Origin of the sequence: Azospirillum sp. B21 (genome assembly GCF_008364825.1) — a bacterium.
Lineage (GTDB): Bacteria > Pseudomonadota > Alphaproteobacteria > Azospirillales > Azospirillaceae > Azospirillum.
The window spans coordinates 677,193-699,603 of the sequence record NZ_VTTO01000001.1 but is presented as its reverse complement, the minus strand read 5'-3'; the positions used below and the strand labels follow the sequence as shown (position 1 = coordinate 699,603).

Genomic DNA, 22,411 nt, shown 5'->3' with positions numbered 1-22,411 from the left:
CCGCCCGGTTTGTCCCGATGGCGGTTCCGGTGCTCTTGTCTCTAACCGGTTGTCTGCGTTTGGCCGTCAGAAGCCTGCCGGCGGGGAGGCGTCGGCGAAGGCTCCGGGCGTGGCCAGCGCGACCAGCTTGAACAGCCTGCCCATTTGCGCAGGATCGATCAAGCGGTCCATCGCACTTTGGATATCCTTGGCCTGGGCCGGGGTAGCCTTGGCCATCAGGGAGGATGCCCGTTGGTGGATGCCCAGCCGGGTCAGCCATTCCCCCTGCTCGACCGGGCCGAAGGATTGGGCTCCCCCTTCCCGCGCGGCGGCGGCGATGCCGGCGAAATCGACATGTGCGGTCAGGTCGGCCTCGCCCGGCGCCTCCAGCACCGGGGCGAAGGCGTGGCGGCGCAACGCCTGCAGCGTATCGCCCACGGCCGGACCCTGGGCATAGCCATAGTCGATCGCCAGCGCCGCGCCAGGGGCGGCGGCCAGCCGGGCGCCGATCAGCCGCGCCACCGCCTGCGAGGCGGGAGAGACCTCCACCACGCTGCCGTCGGGCGCATCGCGGAGCGCATCGGGCACCAGCCGGCTGCCGGAACTGCCGAAGGCCTCCAGCACGAAGCGGAAGCGTGGATCGTCCCCGGTGCTGTCGGGCTCGACATCGACCAGCCGCTCGAACCAGCCATGGCTGGTCTTCTGCACCTGACGGATCGGCAGGGCGTCGAAGAACTCGTTGGCGATCAGGATGGTCGGGCCGTCCGGCACATCCTCCAACCGGTCGTGCCAGTGAATGGCGTCGCCCAGGATGGGCTGCAATGTCCGGCGCTGGCGTTCGCGCAGGGCCGGGCTGGTCTCGACCAGATGGACGATGGCGTTGTCGCGGAACAACGGCAGCACGGCCGCGGCCCGCAACATGTCCGCCATCAGCGTGCCGCGGCCGGGGCCGAGCTCCACCAGATGGAAGGGGCCGGGGCCGCCCAGCCGCGCCCAGCTGTCGACGCACCACAGGCCGACCAGTTCGCCGAACATCTGGCTGATTTCCGGCGCGGTGGTGAAGTCGCCGCCGCTGCCGAGCGGGTCCTGGCGGATGTAATAGCCGAGCCGCGGGTGACCCAGCGCTTCCGCCATGAAGGCGCCGACGCTGATCGGGCCGTCCATCAGGATGCGGCGAGCCAGCAGATGGGCCAGCGTCTCGGCCCCTGTGTTCTCGGCCCCGGTGCTTTCGTCCGCCATGGCGTCAGGCCGGGATGGCGTGGCGCCGGCCGCGCAGGACCAGCCACAGGCCGACCGCGACCATCGGCAGCGACAGCAGCTGTCCCATCGTGGCGCCGGCGAACAGGAAGCCCAGCTGCGGATCGGGCTCGCGGAAGAACTCCACGATGATGCGCGACAGGCCGTAGCCGATCAGAAACAGCCCGCCGACCGTGCCCGGCCGGTGGCGCAGCGCCGGGCTGCGGATGGCGATCGCCAGCAGCACGAACAGCACCAGCCCCTCCAGCGCCGCCTCGTAAAGCTGGCTGGGGTGGCGCGGCACCTGGAGCGGATCGCGCGGGAACACCATGGCATAGGCGAAGTCGGGCGCCGCCCGGCCATACAGCTCGCCATTGATGAAGTTGGCAATGCGGCCGAAGAACAGCCCGATCGGGGTGCAGGCTGCGATGATGTCGCCGAAGACGAAGGGCGAGATGCCGCGGCGCCAGCAGAACAGCCCGATGGCCATCAGCACGCCGACCATGCCGCCATGGAAGGACATGCCGCCGTGCCACACCTGCAGCGCGTCCAGCGGGTTTTCCAGATAATAGGGCAGGTTGTAGAACAGCACATAGCCCAGCCGCCCGCCCAGGATGGTGCCGATCACCGCCCAGGTCAGGAAGTCGTCGAACTCCTCCGGCTTCGGCCGCCGGTCGGGATCGAGCCGCGCCAGTCCCAGGCAATAGCGCCAGCCCAGCACGAAGCCGGCCAGATAGGCCAGCGCGTACCAGCGGACGACGACCGGGCCGACGGCGAAGGCGACCGGATCGATGGTGGGGAAGGCGACGACGGGCAGGGCGGCGAACATGGGGGCTCCGGTCAGCGATACGGGTCGGGCTGCGACAGGAAATCCTGCACATAGCGCCGGACACCCTCTTCCAGCTCGGTGAAGGGCTGGTCGAACCCGGCGGCGCGCAGGCGATCCGTCGTCGCCTGCGTGAAATATTGGTATTTGCCGCGCAGATGCTCGGGCATGTCGAAGTACTCAATCCGGGGGGGCAGCCCCAAGGCGGCGAAGGTCGCCAGCGCCAGATCCTTGAAGCTGCGCGCCTTGCCGGTGCCGACGTTGAACAGACCGCTGACCTCGGGATGGTCGTACAGCCACAGCATCACCGCGACGCAATCGTCGACATGGATGAAGTCGCGCAGCTGGCCGCCGTCTTCGAAGCCGTCCTTGTGCGATTTGAACAGGCGCGCCGGATTGCCGGCCGTCAGCTGCGGATGCAGTTTGGCGACCACGCTCATCATGTCGCCTTTGTGGGCCTCGTTGGGGCCGTAGACGTTGAAGAACTTCAGCCCGGCCCATTGCGGCGGCACCAGATCGCCGGTGGCGACGGCGCGGGCGATGCGGCGGTCGACCAGATGCTTGGACCAGCCATAGGCGTTCAGCGGCCGCAGCCGCGCCAGTCCGTCGCAGGACCCGTCATCGTCGAAGCCGGCGGAGCCGTCGCCATAGGTCGCGGCGGAGGAGGCGTAGATCAGCCGACAGCCGCGCCACGAACACCAGCGCCACAGGTCCAGCGTCAGCGCGACGTTGTTGGCGACGATCTTGTCGACGTCCCGCTCGGTGGTGGCGGAGACGGCGCCGAGATGGAAGACGGTGTCGATTTCGGCCGCATGCTGGTCGAGGAAGGCGAGCGTCTGCTCAGGCGGTACCAGGGTCGCGACCTCGCGCTTGGCCAGGTTCTGCCACTTCTCGCCGTCGCGGAAGCGGTCGACGACCGCCACGTCGGTGATGCCGCGCGCAGCCAATGCCGCGACAAGGTTGGACCCGATGAAGCCGGCCCCGCCGGTGACCACGATCATAGCGCTGTCCGCTGTTGCTCGACGCGTTTCGTGGGGACTTATAGGCGGGTGGGGCGGTGGGGGCAAGGTGTTGCCCCCTCCCTCCCGCTCTTGCGAGCGGGTCCCTCCCTCCCCCGCTTTCAGCGGTGGAGGGTAAGATCGCGGCAGTCCCCTCTCCTGCGATCGGATCGGCCTTCGGCCGACCGAGGGCGGGGGAGGGTTAGGGAGGGGGCCGCAGGACTACCCCTTACCGCGCCGCCCGGTTGGCCGCGCTCACCAGCGCCCGCAGGCTCGCGGTCACGATATCCGCGTCGATTCCCACGCCGAACAGGGTCTTGTCGCCGGTCTTCACCTCGACATAGGCGCAGGCCTGGGCGTCCTCGCCGGAGCCGATGGCGTGCTCGCGGTAGTCGACGACGTGCAGGTCGGTGCCGCAGCCCTGGCGCAGGGCGTCCAGGAAGGCGTCGATCGGGCCGTTGCCCTTGCCCTTGGCGGTGATGGTCTCGCCGTTGTGGCGCATCACCACGCTCATGGCGCGGGCGCCGGAGTTCGGGCCGCGCGGTTCGGTCGAATGCTCGACCAGCTCCAGCGGGCTGTCGGCGTCCAGATATTCGGCCTGGAAGGCGGCGTGGATATCGGCGGGCGACAGCTCCTTGCCGCTCTCGTCGGCGACGCGTTGGACGACTTTCGAGAACTCGATCTGCAGACGGCGGGGGATCTGCAGACCGTAGTCCTTCTCCAGCACATAGGCGATGCCGCCCTTGCCGGATTGGCTGTTGATGCGGATCACCGCCTCGTAGCTGCGGCCCAGATCCTGCGGGTCGATGGGCAGGTACGGGACCTCCCACTTGCCGGTGTTGGACTTGGTCAGCGCCTTCAGCCCCTTGTTGATGGCGTCCTGGTGCGAGCCCGAGAAGGCGGTGAACACCAGCTCGCCGGCATAGGGGTGGCGCGGATGGACCGGCAGCTGCGTGCAGTATTCCGACACGCGGACGATCTCGTTGATGTCGTCGATGTTCAGCTCGGGATCGACGCCCTGGGTGAACATGTTCAGCGCCAGGGTGACGACGTCGACGTTGCCTGTGCGCTCGCCGTTGCCGAACAGAGTGCCTTCGACGCGGTCGGCGCCGGCCAGCAGCCCCATCTCCGCCGCGGCGACGCCGGTGCCGCGGTCGTTGTGCGGGTGCAGCGAGATGATCGCCGATTCGCGGTTCTTCAGGGTGCGGCAGAACCACTCGATCTGGTCGGCATGCACGTTGGGCATCGACATCTCGACCGTGGCCGGCAGGTTCAGGATGACCTTGTTGGTGGGCGACGCCCCCCAGGTCTCCATCACCGCCTCGCAGATCTCGACCGCGAAGTCCAGCTCGGTGCCGGTGAAGCTTTCCGGCGAATATTGCAGGACGATCTCGGTCTCCGGCGTCTCGGCGGCCAGCTGCTTGATCAGCTTGGTGCCGGCGACCGCGATGTCGACGATGCCCTGGCGGTCCAGCCCGAACACCACGCGGCGCTGCAGCTCCGAGGTCGAGTTGTACAGGTGGACAATGGCGCGCTTGGCGCCCTTGATGCCGTCGAAGGTGCGGCGGATCAGCTCCTCACGCGACTGGGTCAGCACCTGGATGGTGACGCCGGCGGGAATCTTGCCCTGCTCGATCACCTCGCGGCAGAAGTCGAAATCGGTCTGCGACGCGGCGGGGAAGCCGACCTCGATCTCCTTGAAGCCCATGCGCAGCAGCAGGTCGAACATCGCGCGCTTGCGGTCCGGCCCCATCGGTTCGATCAGCGCCTGGTTGCCGTCGCGCAGGTCGACCGAGCACCACATCGGCGCCTTGTCCAGGGTGCGCGACGGCCATTGGCGGTCGGTCAGCTTCACCTGGGGGAAGGGGGCGTATTTGGACGGGGACTTCGGCAGGGTCGGGATGCCAGCGTTCGTTTGGGTCGCGGTGCTCATGACGTCGTTCGGCTCCAGTGGCGGCCCCGCGGCATACTGTGCGGCCGGGGCGGCGGATCGGAATTTGAAAGGCGGAGGGACCGGCGAGGGGTACGGCCGCAGAGCCGCCGGACGTGGCTCAGCGACCGTCGGTAAGTCGCAGTCCCGGCCCCGGCCGGGCGACGCCGGTACCGGCGCCTTTGCAAACATCGCTCATGGAACTGACACTTCGACCGATGGAAATGGTGTGCGAACGCGACAAACCCGGACGCTTAAAGCGCCGGGCCGAGAAGTCGAAGAAGAGCGTTCTTGCGGTCGATGCAGGTCATAGGCCGCACTCTGCGCAGGTGCGGCAACGCTGTCAAGCCCGGATTGGCGGAAAACGGACTGCGGGATACGCAAACCATAGCTCCGCTCAGCCCCAGATCAGGTGATACAGGGTCGGCAGCAGCAGCGCCGTCGCCAGCCCGTTCAGCCCCATGCCCAGCCCGGCGAAGGCGCCCGCCACCTCGTTGACCTGAAGGGCGCGCGCTGTGCCGATGCCATGCGCCGCCACGCCCATGCCGAATCCGCGGGCACGCCAGTCCTTCACCCGCACCAGGTTCAGCACCCAGGTGCCGAGGCTGGCCGCCACGATGCCGGTGATGATGACGAACACCGCGGTCAGCGACGGCAGGCCGCCGATCTGCTCCGACACGCCCATGGCGATGGGGGATGTGACGGATTTGGGCGCCATCGACAGGATCGTCACCGCCGACCCGCCGAAGGCCCAGACCAGCGCCACCGCGCTCAGCGCCGAAGCCGTCGATCCGACCAGCAGCGCCACCACCAGCGCCAGGGCGGAGCGGCGGACCTCCTGGAACTGGTTGTAGAGCGGAACGGCCAGCGCCACGGTGGCCGGACCCAACAGGAAATGGACGAACTGCGCGCCGTCGAAATAGGTGCGGTAATCGATGCCCGACAGGCTCAGCACGCCGGCGATCAGGACGACCGCGATCAGCACCGGGTTCAGCACCGGGCGCCGGCCCAGCTTCTCGAACAGCCACAGCCCGCATTGGTAGGCGACCAGGGTCAGGGTCAGCCCGGCCAGCGGGTTCGCCGACAGATAGACCCAGATCTGGTGAAGGTCGTCGCTCATGCCCGGTCCCCTTCCGCCTGTTTCCCAGCCACCGCTTTCCCCGCCGCCGGGTCTTCCTCCAGCCGCGGATCGGTGCGGCTCAGCAGGAAGGCCATCAGCTTCGCCGTCACGGCGATGCCGAACAGAGTGCTGCCGAACAGCGCGACGATGATGGGGAGCGCTTCCGTCTCCAGACGGGTGACGTGGACCATCACGCCGACGCCGGCCGGCACGAACAGCAGGGACAGGTGCCGCAGCAGCCCGCCGGCCGTTTCCTGCACCGCTGCGGGAACCCCGCCGCGCAGCAGAAGCCCGGCGAACAGCAGGAGCATGCCCAGCACGGGGCCGGGAACCGGCAGGTGCAGCAGTCGGGCGGCCAGTTCGCCCGCCAGTTGGCAGAGCAGCAGAAGCGTCAGGGTTCCGAGCATCGCGGACTCCGGTGGAAAGGGCGCTGTCCGTCCTTCTACCGCAGTGGCGAAGCCGCCGGGCTGCATTCCGCGAATGCGAGCGTCGCGAATCGGCGATGTGGTGGTGTGGGTCCGGAGGGTGCTTACTGCAGCTTGCTGCGCGCGTGATGGCCGCGGCGGACGATGGATTGCGCTTCCACCGTCACTTCCTTCTTGCCGAACAGGCGCAGGAAGATGGCGTTGACGGTGGCGTGGGCGCTGACCGTCAGGGTGCCGGCCGCCGCATCCTCCGCGATCGTCAGGGGTGACAGGTCCGATCCCAGGAAACCCCTGGGGAAGGCCTTGTCGAAGAAGCTGCGGATGTGTCCGTCACGCTGTGAGTCGAACATCACCCGCCCGCCGGCCAGGGCTGCGGCGTCGACCGCCTGCGCCAGCCGTGCCTCCACCGCATAGCTGCGCAGGGCGTCGACGGTGCAGCCGGCACCGAGCACGGTCGGAATGGCAAGGATCAGAGCCACCGCCAACAGCAGGTGACGACCTGTCCGCCGGTCTTCGTGCCCGCCATAGGGCAGGGGACGATAGACCAAAGTCATTGCCGGCCTCCCAAGGAATTGCCTATGCGGAAAGGAGTGTTGTCACTGGATGACCTACTCTTAGCATCATCCGGCAAGCAGGCAAACCAGGAAATGCAACAGAGCGATAGCAAAAGATCGGTAGGAAGTTGCTATGTATTTTACGCAAAGGCGGTAATCCGAGTTTGCGCGGCCGGCAACAAAGGGTAACTCGACCGGCGTGAAGCGGAAAGCGTCACCTCGACTTTGAAAAACGCCTGCGAATCACGATTCGCCGGTGTCAAAAGCAGGACAAGCCGTTTGGTTCCCCCCGCCGTTAAGCATTCGTTGGGCTTTTCCGCCGGTAGGCTGGCGCTGTCCGTCAGTTCCACATTTTCTTGCCTTGCCGGAGCCAGCCTGCGATGCCGCCGATCCGTCCATTCTTCCGCAATCAAGCGAATCGATCCTTCCTCGACCATGCATTGGCCGTGGCGGTGGTGGCGCTGCTGATGATTGGCCTGTCGGGCGAGGTCAGGGGGGCGCTGGCTGGCCTGATGGAGCAGGTGGACGGCGCACGGGCTGCGCTGCTGGCACGCTGAACACGCGCGTCGCTTCTCCGTTTCCCTTCCGCCCGCTAGAATCGGGGCACAACGAGGGGGAGGCGGCCCGATGAAGGGCGGCGTTTGGCGCGTGGCGATGCTGGGGCTGGCGGTGGCGGCGGCCACGCTGGTCTTTCTGGGCGTGGAGATCACGCAGCTGGCGGCGGAGGACCGGACGGCCTTCACGCGTGGCCTGACGATCTGCGGGATCGGCCTGCTGGCGGTTTGGTTCGTCTTCTCCCGCCTGTCCCGTCATTTCGGCGATCTGGAACGTCTGGCGGACCGCCTGTCCGGCGGGCGCAGCCGTATCGATCTGGAGCCCTGGGCGGGCGGAAGCGGCGGCGAGGTCGGGCGTCTGGCCGCGGCGGCTTCTGGGCTGACCCGGGGCGGTGAGCAGATCGTGGCCGATGGCCCCCTCGCAAATGGCCCATTGGGGCACGGGCCGCTGGGCGGCGGTCGCATGGACCGGGCCGTTCGCGCAGCTCTCGTCCTGACCGACGACCCGTTGCTGATCATCGACGAGCTGGGGCGGGTGGAGCGGCTCAATCCCGCCGCCGCCCGGCTGTTGGAGGTGGAGGAGGGCGCCGACATCGGCAAGACCCTGCTGCGCGACGATCTGGCCCGCGCCATCGAACGGGCGCGCGGCGGCGGGACGCCCGTCTCTGCGGTGCTACGCCGGACGGAGGAGGGCGAACTGTCCGCAAGGCTCGTCGATCTCGGCCTGAATTCCGGAGTGATGCTGTCCTTTCCCGCCCGCGGCATGGCCAACGGCGCCGGGTTGACGGCCAAGCGAGCGCTCACCCTTCGACCGGCCCAGCCCGCCGCCCCCCTGGGTGACGACGAACCGCTGGCCGCATTGCCGTTCGTCGCCCTGTGGGTGGCGACGGCGGGGGTGGAGCCGGACGGCGGTCCGGTCATCGCGGTCGGCACGGTGCGGCTGGCGGGATCGCGCATCTTCCCGACCGTGTCGCTCGCCCTTCTGATCGACCCCATCGATCCGGTGCCGGAGGAGGCGACCGCCCGTCACGGCATCGGCACCGCCATGGTGGCGGGTGAACGCCCCTTCGCCGCGGTCTGGCCGGCGATCCAGGATGCGCTGCACAACTGCATCGCCGTCGGCATTGGCATCGAACAGGCGCTCGCCGCCCTGGCGCGGTCGGCCGCGCTGGCGGGCGTCGCCGATCCCGCCCTGCCGCAGGGACTGGACCTCGGCGTGCTGGCGGCGGCGCTGGACCCGGCGCTGGCCGGCGCGTCCCCCGACCGGCTCGCCGCCGCTTTCGGACTGTCCCGCCATCCGCGCAACGGCCCTCAAGGAGAGGCGCTGGCCGTGGCCGAACTGGCCGCCGCGCTGTTCACGCGCCTGACCGAACGCGGCGTCCTGACTCAGGGACAGGCGCGGGCGCTGGTGGCTGGGCGCGTGGTGGCAGGCGCGTCCGGCCAAGCCTCCTAAACCGTATCCTCCGCCAGCCGGAAACCGCTCACCGACAGGCGGGTCTCCGGGCGCAGGTAATGCCGCGTCCAGGGTCCGGCATGATCGAAGGGAGTCAGGCAGCTGCCGCCACGCAAGACCATGCGGTTGCCGGCGAGTCGGCCGTTGACCGCCTCGTCCGGGCCGTCGGGTCGGCGGTAGCCCGGATAGGTGGCGAAGGCGTCGGCGGTCCATTCCCACACGTCGCCGCACATCTGCCAGGGGCCGGTGCCGTGACAGGTGCCGCAGCGCGGGTGACGATGGCCGGTGCCCAGCAGATTGCCCATGCTGTCGCAGCCGGCGGCGACCGTCTCCCATTCGGCTTCGCGCGGAAGGCGCTTGCCGGCCCAGCGGGCATAGGCGTCGGCCTCGTACCAGCTGACATGGCAGACCGGCTCGTTCGGGTTGAGCGGCTGCATGCCGTAGAGGGTGAAGACCCGCCAGCCGGAACCGCCATTCCGATCGCCGCCCTGCTCGCCGCTGCCGCGCTCCCAATAGAGCGGTGCGCTCCAGCCCTCCGCCCGCGCGGACTCCCACCCGTCGGACAGCCAGAGCGAGCGGTCGCTGTAGCCGCCGGCCTCGATGAAGGCCAGGAACTCGCCGCAGGTGACCGGGCGGGCGGCCAAGCGATAGGGATCCAGCCAGACGCGGTGGCGCGGCCCTTCATGGTCGAATCCGGGCAGCGGGGCGGGGCGGCCGATCTCGACCAGCCCACCGGCTTGTTCCACCCAGCCGTCGGGCGGCGCCCCAAGATGCGGATGGTCCGGCGCCGGCTCATAGGCTGGGCGCATCGGGTTGGACCACAGGGCGTGCTTGATGTGCAGGAGCATGCGCTCCTGGTGGCGGCGTTCGTGGGCGATGGCCATCACCAGCGCCGGTTCGACCGTGTTCCACAGATTGTCGTCGACTTGCTCGATCAGATGCAGCACTGCGGCGTTGATCTGGTCGCGGTGGCGCATGATCTCCGCGGCGCCGGGACGGGACAGCACGCGAGGCGGAGCGGCGAATCGCTCACCGCGCGCCGCGAACAGGTCGAGGAAGACGGGGTCGAAGGGGCGGTAGCCTGGGCTGAAGGGGATCAGCACCGCCACCTCGAACAGCCAGCTGGTGTGGGCGAGGTGCCATTTCGCCGGGGCGCCGTCGGGCACGGTCTGGACCATCAGGTCTTCCGGCGACAGGGTGGCGACCAGCTCAGCCGTGCGGGCGCGCGCCTTCTGGAAGCGGGTCGCGAGAGCCTGCCGCCGGTCGCCGTCCGGCATGGTCGCGCCGGAGTCGGCAAGCGGGCCGGGGGGCGGGCCAGGGGACGGGATGAGATGCGTGTCGGGCATGGTCGGTCCCTCCGGAGTCGGTTACCGTCCGAACAGTGTCCGCCCGAAGTGCCCCATTTGGAATGCATGCATCCGTGGTGTGGCGGTCACCGCAAATAGCGGCAGCGACCGGATGCCGCACCAGCCCTGGTGCAGAAAATGCAGAGCTTTGACCCAAAACGAAAAGGCCGCCCGAAAAGGCGGCCTTGTTCATTCGAAGCACAGCTCAGTGTCGGACAAGACTTACTTGATCTTGGCTTCCTTGAACTCGACGTGCTTGCGCGCCACCGGGTCGTACTTACGGAACGACAGCTTTTCGGTGGTCTTCTTCGGGTTCTTCTTCTTCACGTAGAAGAAACCGGTGTCAGCCGTGCTCACCAGCTTGATGAGGACGGTGTTCTGCTTGGCCATGATCTCGATCCCGACAAAAAATCCGTGCCCCGCCGGCCCGGCGGGGCGGCGTCGTAGCGGCGGAAAATACCGTCTGACGCCGCAATGTCAAGCCTTATGGGCGGTGAAATCGGTGTCCGACTTCGATTGCCACAGGGCCTGTCGCCTCATTGGCGGGACTCAGCGCTCCGCCACCGTGTTGACCACGGCGCTGGCGACCGCGCGCTGGTACAGCGCCGGCTCGGACAGCAGCCGCATGGCGACCTTCAGGTCCAGGTCCGGTTCATGCTCTTTCCAGGGGCAGGCTTCGCGCAGGGCGCTCAGCGCCTTCTCGTCGTCGGCCGCCTTCGATCGCCAGCTGGCGATCTGCGCCGGGCGCAGCCGTCCTTCGCGCAGGTCGGACAGCAGGGAGTCCGGATCGGTCTGGCCCGCCCGGCTGGTGCAGACGGTGGGCTGCACGCCCTGGCGGTGCAGGGTGTAGCCGGCCGGCGTGTAGATGCGGCTCCAGGTCAGAAACAGCTCGCCGTCGTTGGGAAGGCGGGTGACGGTCTGGACGCTGCCCTTGCCGTAGCTGGACGCACCCACCACCACGGCGCGGCCCGAGTCCTGCAGCGCCGACGCCACCACCTCCGCCGAGGAGGCAGAGCGGCCGTCGACCAGCACCACCAGCGGCAACCCGTCCAGCAGGTCGTCGGGGTTGGCGTCGAAACGCTGGCGGCTTTCCGGATTGCGCCCTTCGGTGGAGATGATCCGGCCGCGGCGCATGAAAAGGTCCGCCACCGCGACCGCCTGGTCCAGCAGCCCGCCCGGATTGCCGCGCAGGTCCAGCACCATCCCGTTCAGGGTCGGACCGGCGGTCTGGCGGAGGGTGTTGACCGCCGTCCGCAGGCTGGAGGCGGTGGTGGCGTTGAAACGGTCGAGTTTGACGATGCCGACGTCGCCGGTCAGCGAATAGGTGATGGTGTTGGGCACCACCCGCTCCCGCCGCAGCGGCAGGCGGCGCGGCGCACCGTTGTCGCGCGCGACGGTCAGCGTGACCAATGTGCCCGTCGGGCCACGCAGCCGGTCGCGCATCTCGGCCGCGGTCATTCGCGCCGTCAGGTCGCCGTCGATCGCCAGAAGCTGTTCGCCGTCGATGATGCCGGCGCGTTCGGCCGGGCTGTGCGGCATGATGTCATGCACGGTCACGCGGCCGTTGGCATTGCTGTCCAGCGAGATGCCGACGCCGCCATAGCCTTCGCGCTGCGCCCGCTCGTTGGTTGCGCGCTGGACGCCGGTATAGCGGGAATAGCCGTCGAGATCGGCGGTGATGCCGTCGAACACCACCTGGTACAGCCGTTCCGGCGTCGCCTTGGACAGGACGGGGGAGTGGCTGCGCGCGCGGTCGATGACACGGGTGGTCAGCGCCGCCCAGCCGCCGGCGTCGGCGTCCGGCGCCGCCCCGTACTCCGCGGCCAGAGTGCCCGACACGTACAGGCGTACTGTGCTGCCGGCGCGCTCCACTGTCACGGCGGGATCGAGGGCGCTCAGGCCCTTCAGCCCGTCCAGGCCCAGGCGGTTGAAGGACACGGAGTCCAGATAGACCTCGGCGATCTTGCCGAAGCCGACGGCGAAGACCTGCTCGCTGACGGGTGGCGGCGCGCTGGCCGGAAGGGATTGGCTGGGGGCCGCGACGGCGGTGGAGGCGAGTAGCGCCGATGCGGACAGCAGGAAGGCCGAATGGCGGATGGAGCGGCGCAGGCGGCGTGCCATGCTCGACATCGCGGGGATCCGAAACGGCGACACGCGTGACGGTACGGTGTGATCGCACGCGCTGAGATCGCATTTGGCCATGGGGCGAACCGCGGCCTCCCTTTCCTGCGGCCGGACCGGACGGGGATGGTGCCGGTCCCGGATGGGGGATAAATACACCTTCGGCCGGAAGGGCGTGCGGGACAAAATTGCGGAGCGATTCGCAATGTTGCGGATTGTCCCGGCCTGTGTCGTCAAGGTCACGCTTGTATGGTGCGGCTATGATGCAGCTGTGGCGAACCCTTGGCTTTGTCACGAGTCCGCCATCGGTTCGCCACACCGTTTAAGCGTTGCCTCGAAGCAACGGTATCGGATGGAGACCGGGAGTCAGTCGGAGTCGGCCAGCCGGAAGAGCATGCTGCCGCTGACCGGATCGGCCTCCGTCAGGACCACCTTGACCGGGCTGCTGAGACGGTAGGTTCGGCCTGTACGCTGCCCGACCAGGGCGTGCGCCGCCTCGTCATGATCGTACCTGTCGTCGGGCAGGGTGCTGGCGGGGATGAGCCCGTCGGCGCCGCTCTCGTCCAGCCGCACGAACAGTCCGAAGCGGCTGACGCCGGCGATGCGGCCGCTGAAGCGCTCCCCGATCCGGTCGGCCAGGAAGGCGGCGGTGTAGCGGTCGACCGCGTCGCGTTCCGCGGCGGCGGCGCGGCGTTCGGTTCCCGACAGATGCTCCCCGATATCCGCCAGCCGGCCCAGCGTCTCGTCGTCGAGCCCGCCGACGCCCAGCCCCAGGGTGCGAATCAGCGCCCGGTGGACGATCAGGTCGGCATAGCGGCGGATCGGCGAAGTGAAATGGGCGTAGCGGTGCAGGGCCAGCCCGAAATGGCCGATGTTGTCAGGGCTGTAGGCGGCTTGCGCCTGGGCGCGCAGGATCACCTCGCTGACCAGCGGCGCGTGCGACGTGCCCGCCACCTTGCGCAGGATGCGGGTGAAGTGGCTGGGCGTCAGGTCGGCGCTCTTGCCCAGCGGGTGGCCGATGTCGGCGAGGAAGCCGCGCAGCGCCTCCATCTTGTCCATGGAGGGACGGTCGTGGATGCGGTAGAGGCCGGGCATGGTGCGCCGTTCCAGCACCTCCGCCGCCGCGACATTGGCGGCGATCATGAACTCCTCGATCAGCCGGTGGCTGTCGTGGCGTTCGCGCACCGCGATCTCGGCGACCCGGCCGCGCTCGTCGATGCGGACGCGGCGTTCCGGCAGGTCGAGTTCCAGCGTTCCGCGCTTGGAACGGGCGGCAGAGAGCCGGGCGTAGGCGCCGAACAGCGGGGCGATCACGCTTTCGGCCAGCGGCGCCGCCACCTCGTCCGGCCGGCCATCGTGGCAGTCCTGCACCTGTTCATAGGTCAGCCGCGCCGCAGACCGCATGAGTCCGCGGACCAATCGGTGCCGAATCAGCACACCGTTGCGGTCGATCCACAGATGGAAGGCGAGACAGGCGCGGTCCTCCCCCGGCCGCAGCGAGCACAGCCCGTTCGACAGCGCTTCCGGTAGCATCGGCACGACGCGGTCGGGGAAGTACACCGAGTTGCCGCGCTCGTACGCAGCCCGGTCGAGCGCCGATCCGGGGCGCACGTAGTAGGAGACGTCGGCGATGGCGACGATCAGGTGCCAGCCTTCCGGGTTCTCCGGGTCGCTGTCGGGCTCGGCCCAGACGGCATCGTCGAAGTCGCGGGCGTCGGCTCCGTCGATGGTCACCAGCGGGATATCGCGCAGATCCTCCCGCTGCATCAGAGCCGGCACCGCCGCCAGTTCCGCCTCGCGCAGAGCCGCGTGGGGGAAGACGGTGGGAATGCCGTGGGCATGGATGGCGATCAGGCTGAAGGCGCGCGGCTCGTCGGTGGAGCCCAGCCGCTCCACCACGCGGGCCTGCGGCTGGCCGGCTCGCCCGGCCGGCAGGATATCGGCGAAGACGAGATCGCCTGCCTCCGCGTCTCCGCGGTTGGGCGGCAGCACCAGGAACTCGGTCTTGTGGCGGCGGTCGGTCGGCAGGATGCGCCCGCCATCGGCGCTCGGCCGGTAGACGCCGAGGATGCGGCCTTCTCGCTCGCCATCGATGCGGCGGATGACGCGGGCCTCGTAGAGGCGGTCGTTGATGCGGGCCAGCTTGGCCAGCAGCGTGTCGCCGACGGCCAGCGGCTTCCCCTCTCCCCGCGATTTCTTTTCCGGCAGAAGGAAGATGCGCGGCGGGTTGCCCTCGCCGGTCCAGGTCAGCGGGCGGGCCGACAGTTCGCCGTCCGCATCGACGCCGGTGATCAGAAGCACGGCGACGGCCGGCAGGGACTGCGGCGGGGCCATGCGCTTGTTTCGCCCCCGCTCCACGGCGCCATCGGCCTCCAACTCGCGCAGCAGGTCCTTCAGCATCTCGCGGTCCGCCGATCCGGACAGCTTGAAGGCGCGGGCGATCTCGCGCTTGCCGACAGGGGTGGTGCTGGACCGGATGAAGGCGAGAATGGCGTCCTTGCCGGGGAAATGGCTGTCGGTCACGGGGCGGGGAGTCCGTCGGTTCTTGTCGCTGGCATGGCTATATAGGGATCAATCGGCATCGGGGCGGGTTGCCCACGGTCTGCCCGCCATCGCGCGGATGGCGTCGCTGCGCTCCACCGCCTCGCGGAAGCCGGCGAGGGGGAAGCGAACCTCCGTCTTCTCCCCGGCCGGTGACTGGCCGACGATGGAGACCTCCGGCGCCGGGGCGATCCGCTCCACCATTCGGCGGTTGATGTCAGGATCAGTCACGGCACAGGTGTTGGTCTCGAAGCGGTAAGGCTTGCAGGGGGAATCGGGCTTGAACACCGCCCGGTCGGCCCAGACCCGCACCAGCCTGTCAAGATCCAGCGATTCGGCGGACACCCGGAACCGCAATCCCTCACGCCATTTCTCGGTCGAGCGCAGCCAGACCAGCCGCGCGGTGCGGTCGTTGGTGCCGCGGGCGGTCAGTTCGCATTCGACCTGTCGCGTGCCGGTCCAGAGTTGGCAGTAGAGCTTCCAGGACTTGAAGGTCTCGTCGAACTCCTGGAAGGGCTTGTTGTCCGCCATGGCCACGGGGGCAGCGCCGGCAGAGAGAGCGGCCAGCATCGCCAGGGCGAGGATCAGGCGCTGTCCGTGGCGGAGGGCGGGCATGGGGTGGTCCTGTGGGGCTGATTGAAAGGGGTGGGGTTAGACCCCCACCCTAACCCTCCCCCGCAGGGCGGGGGAGGGGATAAGCGCTTGTGCGGGGAAGTGCTTGCGGCAAAGCAGCGGCAGTCCCTCCCCCACCCAGTGGGGGAGGCTAGGTGGGGGTCTAGGTCTGCAAGAAGCCCAAGCCCTCACTCCCTCCGCTCGGCCCGCCGCCGCAGCAGGTGGTCGGCCAGCACGCAGGCCATCATCGCCTCGCCCACCGGCACGGCGCGGATGCCGACGCAGGGGTCGTGGCGGCCCTTGGTCAGGATGTCGGTGTCGTTGCCGGCGGTATCCACCGTCTGGCGCGGCGTCAGGATCGAACTGGTCGGCTTCACCGCGAAGCGCAGGACGATGTCCTGCCCGGTGGAGATGCCGCCCAGGATGCCGCCGGCGTTGTTGGACAGGAACTGCGGCTGGCCGTCCGGACCCATGCGCATCTCGTCGGCGTTCAACTCGCCGGTCAGTTCGGCGGCGGCGAAGCCGTTGCCGATCTCCACGCCCTTCACCGCGTTGATCGTCATCATCGCGCAGGCGAGATCGCTGTCCAACTTGTCGTAGAGCGGGTCGCCCAGGCCGACCGGCACGCCGGACGCCACCAGTTCGACCACCGCGCCGACCGACGAGCCGCTCTTGCGGATGCCGTCGAGATATTCGGCCCACTGGGTGGCGGCGACCGGGTCGGGGCAGAAGAAGGGGTTGTTGTCGATTTCGGCCCAGTCCCAGCGGCTGCGGTCGATCTTGTGCGGGCCGATCTGCACCAGCGCGCCGCGCACCTGGATGGCGGAGCCCAGCACCTTGCGCGCCACCGCGCCAGCGGCAACCCGGCAGGCGGTTTCCCGCGCCGAGGAGCGACCGCCGCCGCGGTAATCGCGGATGCCGTATTTCTGCCAGTAGGTGTAGTCGGCATGGCCGGGGCGGAATTTGCCGGCGATGTCGCTGTAGTCCTTGGAACGCTGGTCGGTGTTCTCGATCAGCAGCGAGATCGGGGTGCCGGTCGTCTTGCCCTCGAACACGCCGGACAGGATCTTCACCTGATCGGGTTCCTGGCGCTGGGTGGTGTAGCGCGACTGGCCGGGGCGGCGCTTGTCCATCCAGGGCTGGATGTCGGTTTCCGCAACGAGGTCGATCAGCGACGGGCAGCCGTCCACGACGACGCCGATGGCCGGACCGTGGCTTTCGCCCCAGGTGGTGAAGCGGAAAAGCGTGCCGAAGCTGTTGCCGGCCATGGTGACATCCTCCCGAGACGAACCCGCACCTGTGACTTCACAACATGTGAAGAAGCCGGGGTTTCTTGCGGCCTTTCGGCGGCAAGGTCAAGGAAGCGATGAACCGATTTTCAAGGGGAATTTTAAAGAGGGGAATGGTGCTGCCAGAGAGGATTGAACTCTCGACCTCTCCCTTACCAAGGGAGTGCTCTACCACTGAGCTACGGCAGCGCCAGATGCAGGCGCCTTATGACACGATCGGAGGAATGGTGCTGCCAGAGAGGATTGAACTCTCGACCTCTCCCTTACCAAGGGAGTGCTCTACCACTGAGCTACGGCAGCCCCGATAACCGATCATCGCGGAGGCGATGCGTTCGGGTGAGGCGTTCAGGCTTGACCGCCCCCCGAAGTGGCGCGGGTTATGCCACAGGCCTTTTGGGGATGCAAGCGCTTAAACTCACCTCGTCGCTCACTTTTTTTCGCGCCTGGAACGAGCCTCGAAATCACGCCTGGGTCGCGGCAGGCGGAAGCACCGCCTCGGCGCGGAAATCGGGCACGACGGTGCCGAGGATCGTCAGCACACGGTCGCCGTCGCCGGCCCGCGCCGCTGCTTCCAGTTCGCCCACCGCGCGGTTGATCAGCGCATAGTCGATCAGCCGGGGGGAGGCGAGGAAGACGCCGTCGGCCTCGGTGCGGCTCGGCGCCTCCGCGGCGGTCAGGATCTCCTCGAACAGCTTTTCGCCGGGACGCAGGCCGGTGAAGGCGATCTCGATGTCAACGCCCGGCCGGTAGCCGGCCAAGCGGATCATCTGGCGGGCGAGGTCGGCGATCTTCACCGGCTCGCCCATGTCCAGCACCAGAATCTTGCCGCGGTCCTCCGCGCGGGTGGCGCCGTGGGCCGACGCCTGCAGCACCAGCTCCACCGCTTCGCGCACCGTCATGAAATAGCGGCGCATGTCGGGATGTGTGACGGTCAGCGGCCCGCCCTGCGCCAGCTGCCGGGTGAACAGCGGCACCACGGAGCCGGACGAGCCCAGCACATTGCCGAAGCGCACGGTCATGTAGCGGGTGGCGTGCTCCGTCCCATCGCGCGGCGGCAGCACGTCCAGCGCCTGGCAATAGGTCTCGGCGAAGCGTTTTGCGGCGCCCATCACGCTGGTCGGGCGGATCGCCTTGTCGGTGGAGATCAGCACCATGGCGAGGCAGCCGGCGGCGCGCGCCGCGTCGGCCACGTTGCGGGTGCCGACCACATTGGTCAACGCGCCCTCGCACGGGTTGGCCTCCACCAGCGGCACATGCTTGAGCGCCGCGGCGTGGAAGACCAGGGCGGGGCGTTCGTCCTGAAACAGGCGCATGACCCGGTCGCGGTCGCGCACGTCGGCGATGACCGCACGGGTGTCGAGGCCTGGGAACTTTTCCCGCACCTCCATCTCGATGCTGTAGAGGTTGAACTCTCCGGCATCGAGCAGGATCAGCCGCTCCGGTCCCAGCGCGGCGATCTGGCGGACCAGTTCGCTGCCGATGGTGCCGCCGGCGCCGGTGACGATCACCCGCCGCCCGCCGATCAGCCCGGAAATGGCACCGCGGTCCAGCACCGCCTGCGGCCGGCCCAGCAGATCTTCCAGCGCGATGGGACGCACCTCCACGCCCTTGCCTTCACCGAGTGCGGACTTGAACTCGGTCAGGCTGGGCAGGCGGGACATGACCAGCCCAAGCGCCTCTGCCCGGTCGAGCAGGCTGCGCAGGGTCGATCCCTTCAACTCGGCATTGCCCTTGGTGATGATCAGCCGCTGCGGCCGTTCGTCCTTGCGCTCCAGCGCCTGGACCACCTGTTCGAGATCGTCGGGGCCGCCCAGCACCGGCACGCCGCGCACCGCATGGCCGATGCGACGGCCCTTGTCGTCCAGGATGCCGACGACGCGATAGGCCGACTGTCCCGGCTGGTCGAGCGAGCGGATGAACAGCTCCGCCGCATCGCCGACGCCCAGCAGCAGGACGGGGATGCGCGGCACGCCCTCCACCGCTTCGGCCCAGCTGAAGCGGCGGTCCTTTAGGAAGCGGTAGGCGAAGCGCGGTCCGCCCAGCAGCAGCATCTGCACCAGCCACAGGATCGGCGGCAGCGAGCGGGGCAGCAGTTCGGCACGCGTCAGCAGGAACATCGCCAGCACGAAACACAGCACCGCCACGGTGACGGCGCGCACCACCTGCATCAGGTCGGGGATGGAGGCGTAGCGCCAGATGCCGCGGTACAGCCCGAACAGCACGAAGACAGCGGCCGAAACGCCGACCAGCACCGGCAGCGCGATGGACAGCGCGTCGGAATAGAGGCCGAAGGCGGAACCGCCCACCCGCAGATAGAGGGCGACGACCAGGGCCACCCCGGTCATCGCCAGATCATGCAGGAACACCAGGGATGCCCGTGCGGACGGGATGCGCATGCCGCTAAACCTTGTTCATTCGTTCGGCAGCTGGAGCCGGCGATGGCGGTTCCAGCCCGGTAATCAGCCGCGGGAAGCTTTGAACCATTCCGCGGTGGCGCGCAACCCGGTCGCAAGGTCATGGGGCGGGCGCCAGCCAAGCCTGTTGCGGATGAGAGCGTCATCCACCGTCAGCGTGCCGGCCAGACGGTCGAACACCGCCCGGGTTCCGGTCAACGCCGCGCCCAGCGCCATCAGACCCTGCGGCACCGGGATCAGCCGTGCCGGCCGGTCGAGCGCGGCGGCGATGGCGCGCACCAGATCGGCGGTCGACAGCGGCTCGCCGTCCTGGACCAGGAAGGTCTGTCCGGCGGCGTCGGGATGCTCCAGCACCGTCACCACCGCGTCGGCGAGGTTGCCGACATAGATCAGGCTGCGTCGGTTGCGGATGCCGCCCAGGGGCAAGGGCAGGCCGGTCGCCACCAGCTTCAGCAATGCGCGCATGTTGCCGGCGGCGCCGGGACCATAGACCAGCGGCGGGCGGATCACCGCGACCTCCATGCCGGTGCGGGCCGCGATCTCCGCCAGCGCCCGCTCGGCCTCCAGCTTCGAAATGCCGTAGGGGCTGTGGGGATCGGGCGTGGTTGCCGCGTCCAGCGGGGTGGGGCGGCTTTCGTCCACCATCGCCTTGATGCTGCTGAGAAAGACGAAGCGCTTCACCCCGGCCGCGGCCGCCTGCTCCGCCAGCCGGATGGTGCCGGCGGTGTTGACGCGGCGGAACTCCGCCAGCGGATCGGCGGCGGTGTCGCGCATCACATGGACGCGGGCCGCCATGTGGATCACGGCATCCATGCCGGCGAGCGCGGCGGTCCAGTCGGTGTCGGGGCCGATGTCGCCGACGACGGCCGGCTCCCACGGCCCTTCGGCGGCGGTGCGCAGCGCCGCGCGCACCCGGTGTCCGCGGGCGGCCAGCAGCGGAACGGTGTGGCGGCCGACGAAGCCGGTGGCGCCGGTCAGGAGAACGCGCATGTGCAGGATCGTCCAGGCTTGGTTCGTATGGTGGACTGAGCGACGATTTATTATCCGGTTTGGCCAGGGTGTGCCACGGCACAAAGTCCCACGCACCTTTTCCGGCTTTCGATTGATGAAGGGAATGGTTATAAGCTGGACAGGGACGCGTGAATAAGGACGCTACCAAGACATGTCACATATCGTGGACGATGCGAATGATCGGCACAGCCGAATCATCATCGTCAGCTTTAATTGCGCCGACTTCGTCAATCGCGTCATTGGCTGTCTGCTCGACCAGACCGATCCCGCTTTCGAGGTGGTGATCGTAGACAATGCCTCGAAGGACGTCGACGGCATCGCTCTGCCCGCCGATCCCCGATTCCGCATGGTCCGGCTGGACACGAATGTGGGCTTCGCCAAGGCCAACAACATCGGCGCGGCCGGTGCCACCGTTCCCTGGATCGTCACGCTGAACCCCGACGCCTTTCCGCGCCGCGACTGGATGGAGCGGCTGCAGGCCGCCGCCATTGCCCAGCCCGACGTGGCGATGTTCGGTTCGACACAGCTCTTCTCGCACGATCCCCGCATGATCGACGGCGAGGGCGACCAGTATTCCATCTTCGGCTTCGCCTGGCGGGTCAATTACCGCCGCATGCTGAAGCCGCCCTATTACAGCGGCGCGGTGTTCTCGCCCTGCGCCGCCGCGGCCATGTACCGGCGCGACTATTTCGAGGCCGTCGGCGGCTTCGACGAGGATTTCTTCTGCTATTGCGAGGATGTCGATCTCGGCTTCCGCATCCGGCTCAGCGGCGGCCCGGCGGTCCAGGTCGGCGACGCGGTGGTGGAGCATGTCAGCAGCGGCGTGTCCAAGCAGTACGGCACCTTCGCCCAGTATCACGGCGTCCGCAATCTGGTGTGGACCATGGTGAAGAACATGCCGCTGCCGCTGCTGCCGCTGGCCTTCGCCGGCCATGCGCTGCTGGTGGTCTATCTGGTGGTGCGCAGCCTGGGCAGCGACCGCACCGGCGCCATCGGCCGCGGCATCCGCGATGCGTTGCGCGGGCTGCCGCGCATGATCGCCAAGCGCCGCGCCATCCAACGCGACCGGAAGGCCACGCTGGGGCAGGTCGCGGGCATGATCGCCTGGAACCCGCTGCTGCTGAAGACCCGCGGCCGGCCGGGGCTGCGGAAATCGCACAGCTCAGACCAGCCGCCATCCGTGCGTGTTGAAAAAGCGTAGGGCGGAGCGGGCGAACATGCGGATATGCGCGCTGCCCTTGCGCGCTGCCTTGCCGCCGAAATGCACCATGCGCACGTCCGGCACATAGGCGATCTCCCCCAGTGCCATCGCCCGGCGCGACAGGTCGAAATCCTCGAAATACAGGAAATAGCCGTCGTCGAAGCCGCCCAGCCGGGTCAGCGCGTCGCGCCGGAACAGCATGAAGGCGCCGCTGACCTGCTCCAGACCCGTCACGACAGAGTCGCGTGTGACGTCGCGCATCTCGTAGCGGTCGAGCCGTTTGACGAACAGCCGCCTCACCGAGGCGGGAGCGAAGGCGCGCAGGCCGAGGTCCAGCACGGTCGGCCGGCGCTTGCACAGGAACTCCTGCTCCCCCGACGGGCCGAACACCTTGGGCGTCAGCAGCACGGTGCGCGGGTGCGCCTCCATATAGCGCCAGCCGGCCAGCAGAGCGTCGGGCTCCAGCAGGATGTCGTAGTTCAGGATCAGGTGATAGGGCGCGTCGCCCTGCCGGATCGCCAGATTGTGCCCGGCGCCATAGCCGACATTGCCGTGCCCGGCGATCAGCGTCACCGGCGGTCGGCCGGCTTCCGCATAGAGGTCCAGCAGCGCCCGGAACGGGTTGGATGCGGCGTCGCTGCCCTCCGGTGCGCCATTGTCGACGATCCACAGCCGGGTCTGCACCCCGGTCCCCTCGGCCAGCCGGTCGGCGGCGGCACCGATGGTGTCGAGGGAGCGGGACAGCAGGTCCGGATCGGGATGGTAGAGGACGACCGACAGGTCGAGGAATGCGGCGGTCAT

At 68.5% G+C, this 22,411-nt stretch carries 19 protein-coding genes and 2 tRNA genes; 3 read left to right on the top strand and 18 right to left on the bottom strand.

Annotated elements, in window-relative coordinates:
- Nucleotides 1-66: 66 nt before the first annotated feature.
- From FZ983_RS03370 to FZ983_RS03340, 7 genes are all read right to left on the bottom strand, one after another.
- Nucleotides 67-1,218, bottom strand: a complete 1,152-nt coding sequence (locus FZ983_RS03370) for an SAM-dependent methyltransferase (protein ID WP_149222166.1) — start codon at nucleotides 1,216-1,218, stop codon at nucleotides 67-69.
- Between the two features lie 4 nt (nucleotides 1,219-1,222).
- Nucleotides 1,223-2,044, bottom strand: a complete 822-nt coding sequence (gene lgt, locus FZ983_RS03365) for a prolipoprotein diacylglyceryl transferase (protein WP_149222165.1) — start codon at nucleotides 2,042-2,044, stop codon at nucleotides 1,223-1,225.
- Between the two features lie 11 nt (nucleotides 2,045-2,055).
- On the bottom strand, nucleotides 2,056-3,042 hold the full coding sequence (gene rfaD, locus FZ983_RS03360) for an ADP-glyceromanno-heptose 6-epimerase (protein ID WP_149222164.1): 987 nt from the start codon (nucleotides 3,040-3,042) through the stop codon (nucleotides 2,056-2,058).
- A 226-nt stretch (nucleotides 3,043-3,268) separates the two neighbouring features.
- On the bottom strand, nucleotides 3,269-4,933 hold the full coding sequence (leuA, locus tag FZ983_RS03355) for a 2-isopropylmalate synthase (protein WP_211102867.1): 1,665 nt from the start codon (nucleotides 4,931-4,933) through the stop codon (nucleotides 3,269-3,271).
- Nucleotides 4,934-5,366: 433 nt separating this feature from the next.
- The gene (locus FZ983_RS03350; protein WP_149222162.1) at nucleotides 5,367-6,089 is read right to left on the bottom strand and encodes an LrgB family protein; all 723 of its coding nucleotides are present in this window, start codon (nucleotides 6,087-6,089) and stop codon (nucleotides 5,367-5,369) included.
- Nucleotides 6,086-6,496, bottom strand: a complete 411-nt coding sequence (locus FZ983_RS03345; RefSeq protein WP_149222161.1) for a CidA/LrgA family protein — start codon at nucleotides 6,494-6,496, stop codon at nucleotides 6,086-6,088. The genes FZ983_RS03350 and FZ983_RS03345 overlap by 4 nt, the downstream gene beginning before the upstream one ends.
- A gap of 122 nt (nucleotides 6,497-6,618) precedes the next feature.
- The gene (locus tag FZ983_RS03340) at nucleotides 6,619-7,068 is read right to left on the bottom strand and encodes a hypothetical protein (protein ID WP_149222160.1); all 450 of its coding nucleotides are present in this window, start codon (nucleotides 7,066-7,068) and stop codon (nucleotides 6,619-6,621) included.
- Between the two features lie 380 nt (nucleotides 7,069-7,448).
- Here FZ983_RS03340 and FZ983_RS33970 point away from each other — a divergent pair, with 380 nt between their 5' ends.
- The gene (locus tag FZ983_RS33970; protein WP_188092232.1) at nucleotides 7,449-7,625 is read left to right on the top strand and encodes a hypothetical protein; all 177 of its coding nucleotides are present in this window, start codon (nucleotides 7,449-7,451) and stop codon (nucleotides 7,623-7,625) included.
- A gap of 70 nt (nucleotides 7,626-7,695) precedes the next feature.
- On the top strand, nucleotides 7,696-9,075 hold the full coding sequence (locus FZ983_RS03335) for a DNA polymerase III subunit epsilon (RefSeq protein WP_149222159.1): 1,380 nt from the start codon (nucleotides 7,696-7,698) through the stop codon (nucleotides 9,073-9,075).
- On the opposite strand, the gene egtB is transcribed toward FZ983_RS03335, so the two are convergent.
- The 10 genes from egtB to FZ983_RS03285 form a co-directional block, all read right to left on the bottom strand.
- Nucleotides 9,072-10,421, bottom strand: coding sequence for an ergothioneine biosynthesis protein EgtB (egtB, locus tag FZ983_RS03330; RefSeq protein ID WP_149222158.1), 1,350 nt, complete (start codon nucleotides 10,419-10,421; stop codon nucleotides 9,072-9,074). The two genes, FZ983_RS03335 and egtB, sit on opposite strands and share 4 nt — an antisense overlap.
- Nucleotides 10,422-10,643: 222 nt before the next feature.
- On the bottom strand, nucleotides 10,644-10,811 hold the full coding sequence (gene rpmG / locus FZ983_RS03325; protein ID WP_012974790.1) for a 50S ribosomal protein L33: 168 nt from the start codon (nucleotides 10,809-10,811) through the stop codon (nucleotides 10,644-10,646).
- Nucleotides 10,812-10,970: 159 nt separating this feature from the next.
- On the bottom strand, nucleotides 10,971-12,551 hold the full coding sequence (locus FZ983_RS03320) for a S41 family peptidase (protein ID WP_149222157.1): 1,581 nt from the start codon (nucleotides 12,549-12,551) through the stop codon (nucleotides 10,971-10,973).
- A gap of 357 nt (nucleotides 12,552-12,908) precedes the next feature.
- The gene (gene rnr / locus FZ983_RS03315) at nucleotides 12,909-15,065 is read right to left on the bottom strand and encodes a ribonuclease R (protein ID WP_149222156.1); all 2,157 of its coding nucleotides are present in this window, start codon (nucleotides 15,063-15,065) and stop codon (nucleotides 12,909-12,911) included.
- Nucleotides 15,066-15,113: 48 nt separating this feature from the next.
- Nucleotides 15,114-15,698, bottom strand: coding sequence for a hypothetical protein (locus FZ983_RS03310; protein WP_149222155.1), 585 nt, complete (start codon nucleotides 15,696-15,698; stop codon nucleotides 15,114-15,116).
- Nucleotides 15,699-15,883: 185 nt separating this feature from the next.
- Nucleotides 15,884-16,963, bottom strand: coding sequence for a chorismate synthase (gene aroC, locus FZ983_RS03305; protein WP_149198131.1), 1,080 nt, complete (start codon nucleotides 16,961-16,963; stop codon nucleotides 15,884-15,886).
- Between the two features lie 135 nt (nucleotides 16,964-17,098).
- Nucleotides 17,099-17,173: transfer RNA gene (locus tag FZ983_RS03300), tRNA-Thr, on the bottom strand.
- A gap of 36 nt (nucleotides 17,174-17,209) precedes the next feature.
- Nucleotides 17,210-17,284, bottom strand: a tRNA-Thr gene (locus FZ983_RS03295).
- 161 nt (nucleotides 17,285-17,445) lie between these two features.
- Complete coding sequence (locus tag FZ983_RS03290; RefSeq protein WP_149222154.1) at nucleotides 17,446-19,380, bottom strand: nucleoside-diphosphate sugar epimerase/dehydratase; 1,935 nt, start codon at nucleotides 19,378-19,380, stop codon at nucleotides 17,446-17,448.
- 63 nt (nucleotides 19,381-19,443) lie between these two features.
- The gene (locus FZ983_RS03285) at nucleotides 19,444-20,388 is read right to left on the bottom strand and encodes an SDR family oxidoreductase (RefSeq protein ID WP_149222153.1); all 945 of its coding nucleotides are present in this window, start codon (nucleotides 20,386-20,388) and stop codon (nucleotides 19,444-19,446) included.
- A gap of 172 nt (nucleotides 20,389-20,560) precedes the next feature.
- Between FZ983_RS03285 and FZ983_RS03280 the strand changes: the two genes are divergently transcribed.
- Entirely contained in the window at nucleotides 20,561-21,610 is a 1,050-nt protein-coding gene (locus tag FZ983_RS03280; protein ID WP_149222152.1) for a glycosyltransferase family 2 protein, read from the top strand.
- Here the strand turns inward: FZ983_RS03280 and FZ983_RS03275 are convergent.
- Nucleotides 21,572-22,411: a glycosyltransferase family 2 protein gene (locus tag FZ983_RS03275; RefSeq protein ID WP_149222151.1), complete on the bottom strand. Its 840-nt coding sequence runs from the start codon at nucleotides 22,409-22,411 to the stop codon at nucleotides 21,572-21,574. The genes FZ983_RS03280 and FZ983_RS03275 overlap by 39 nt on opposite strands.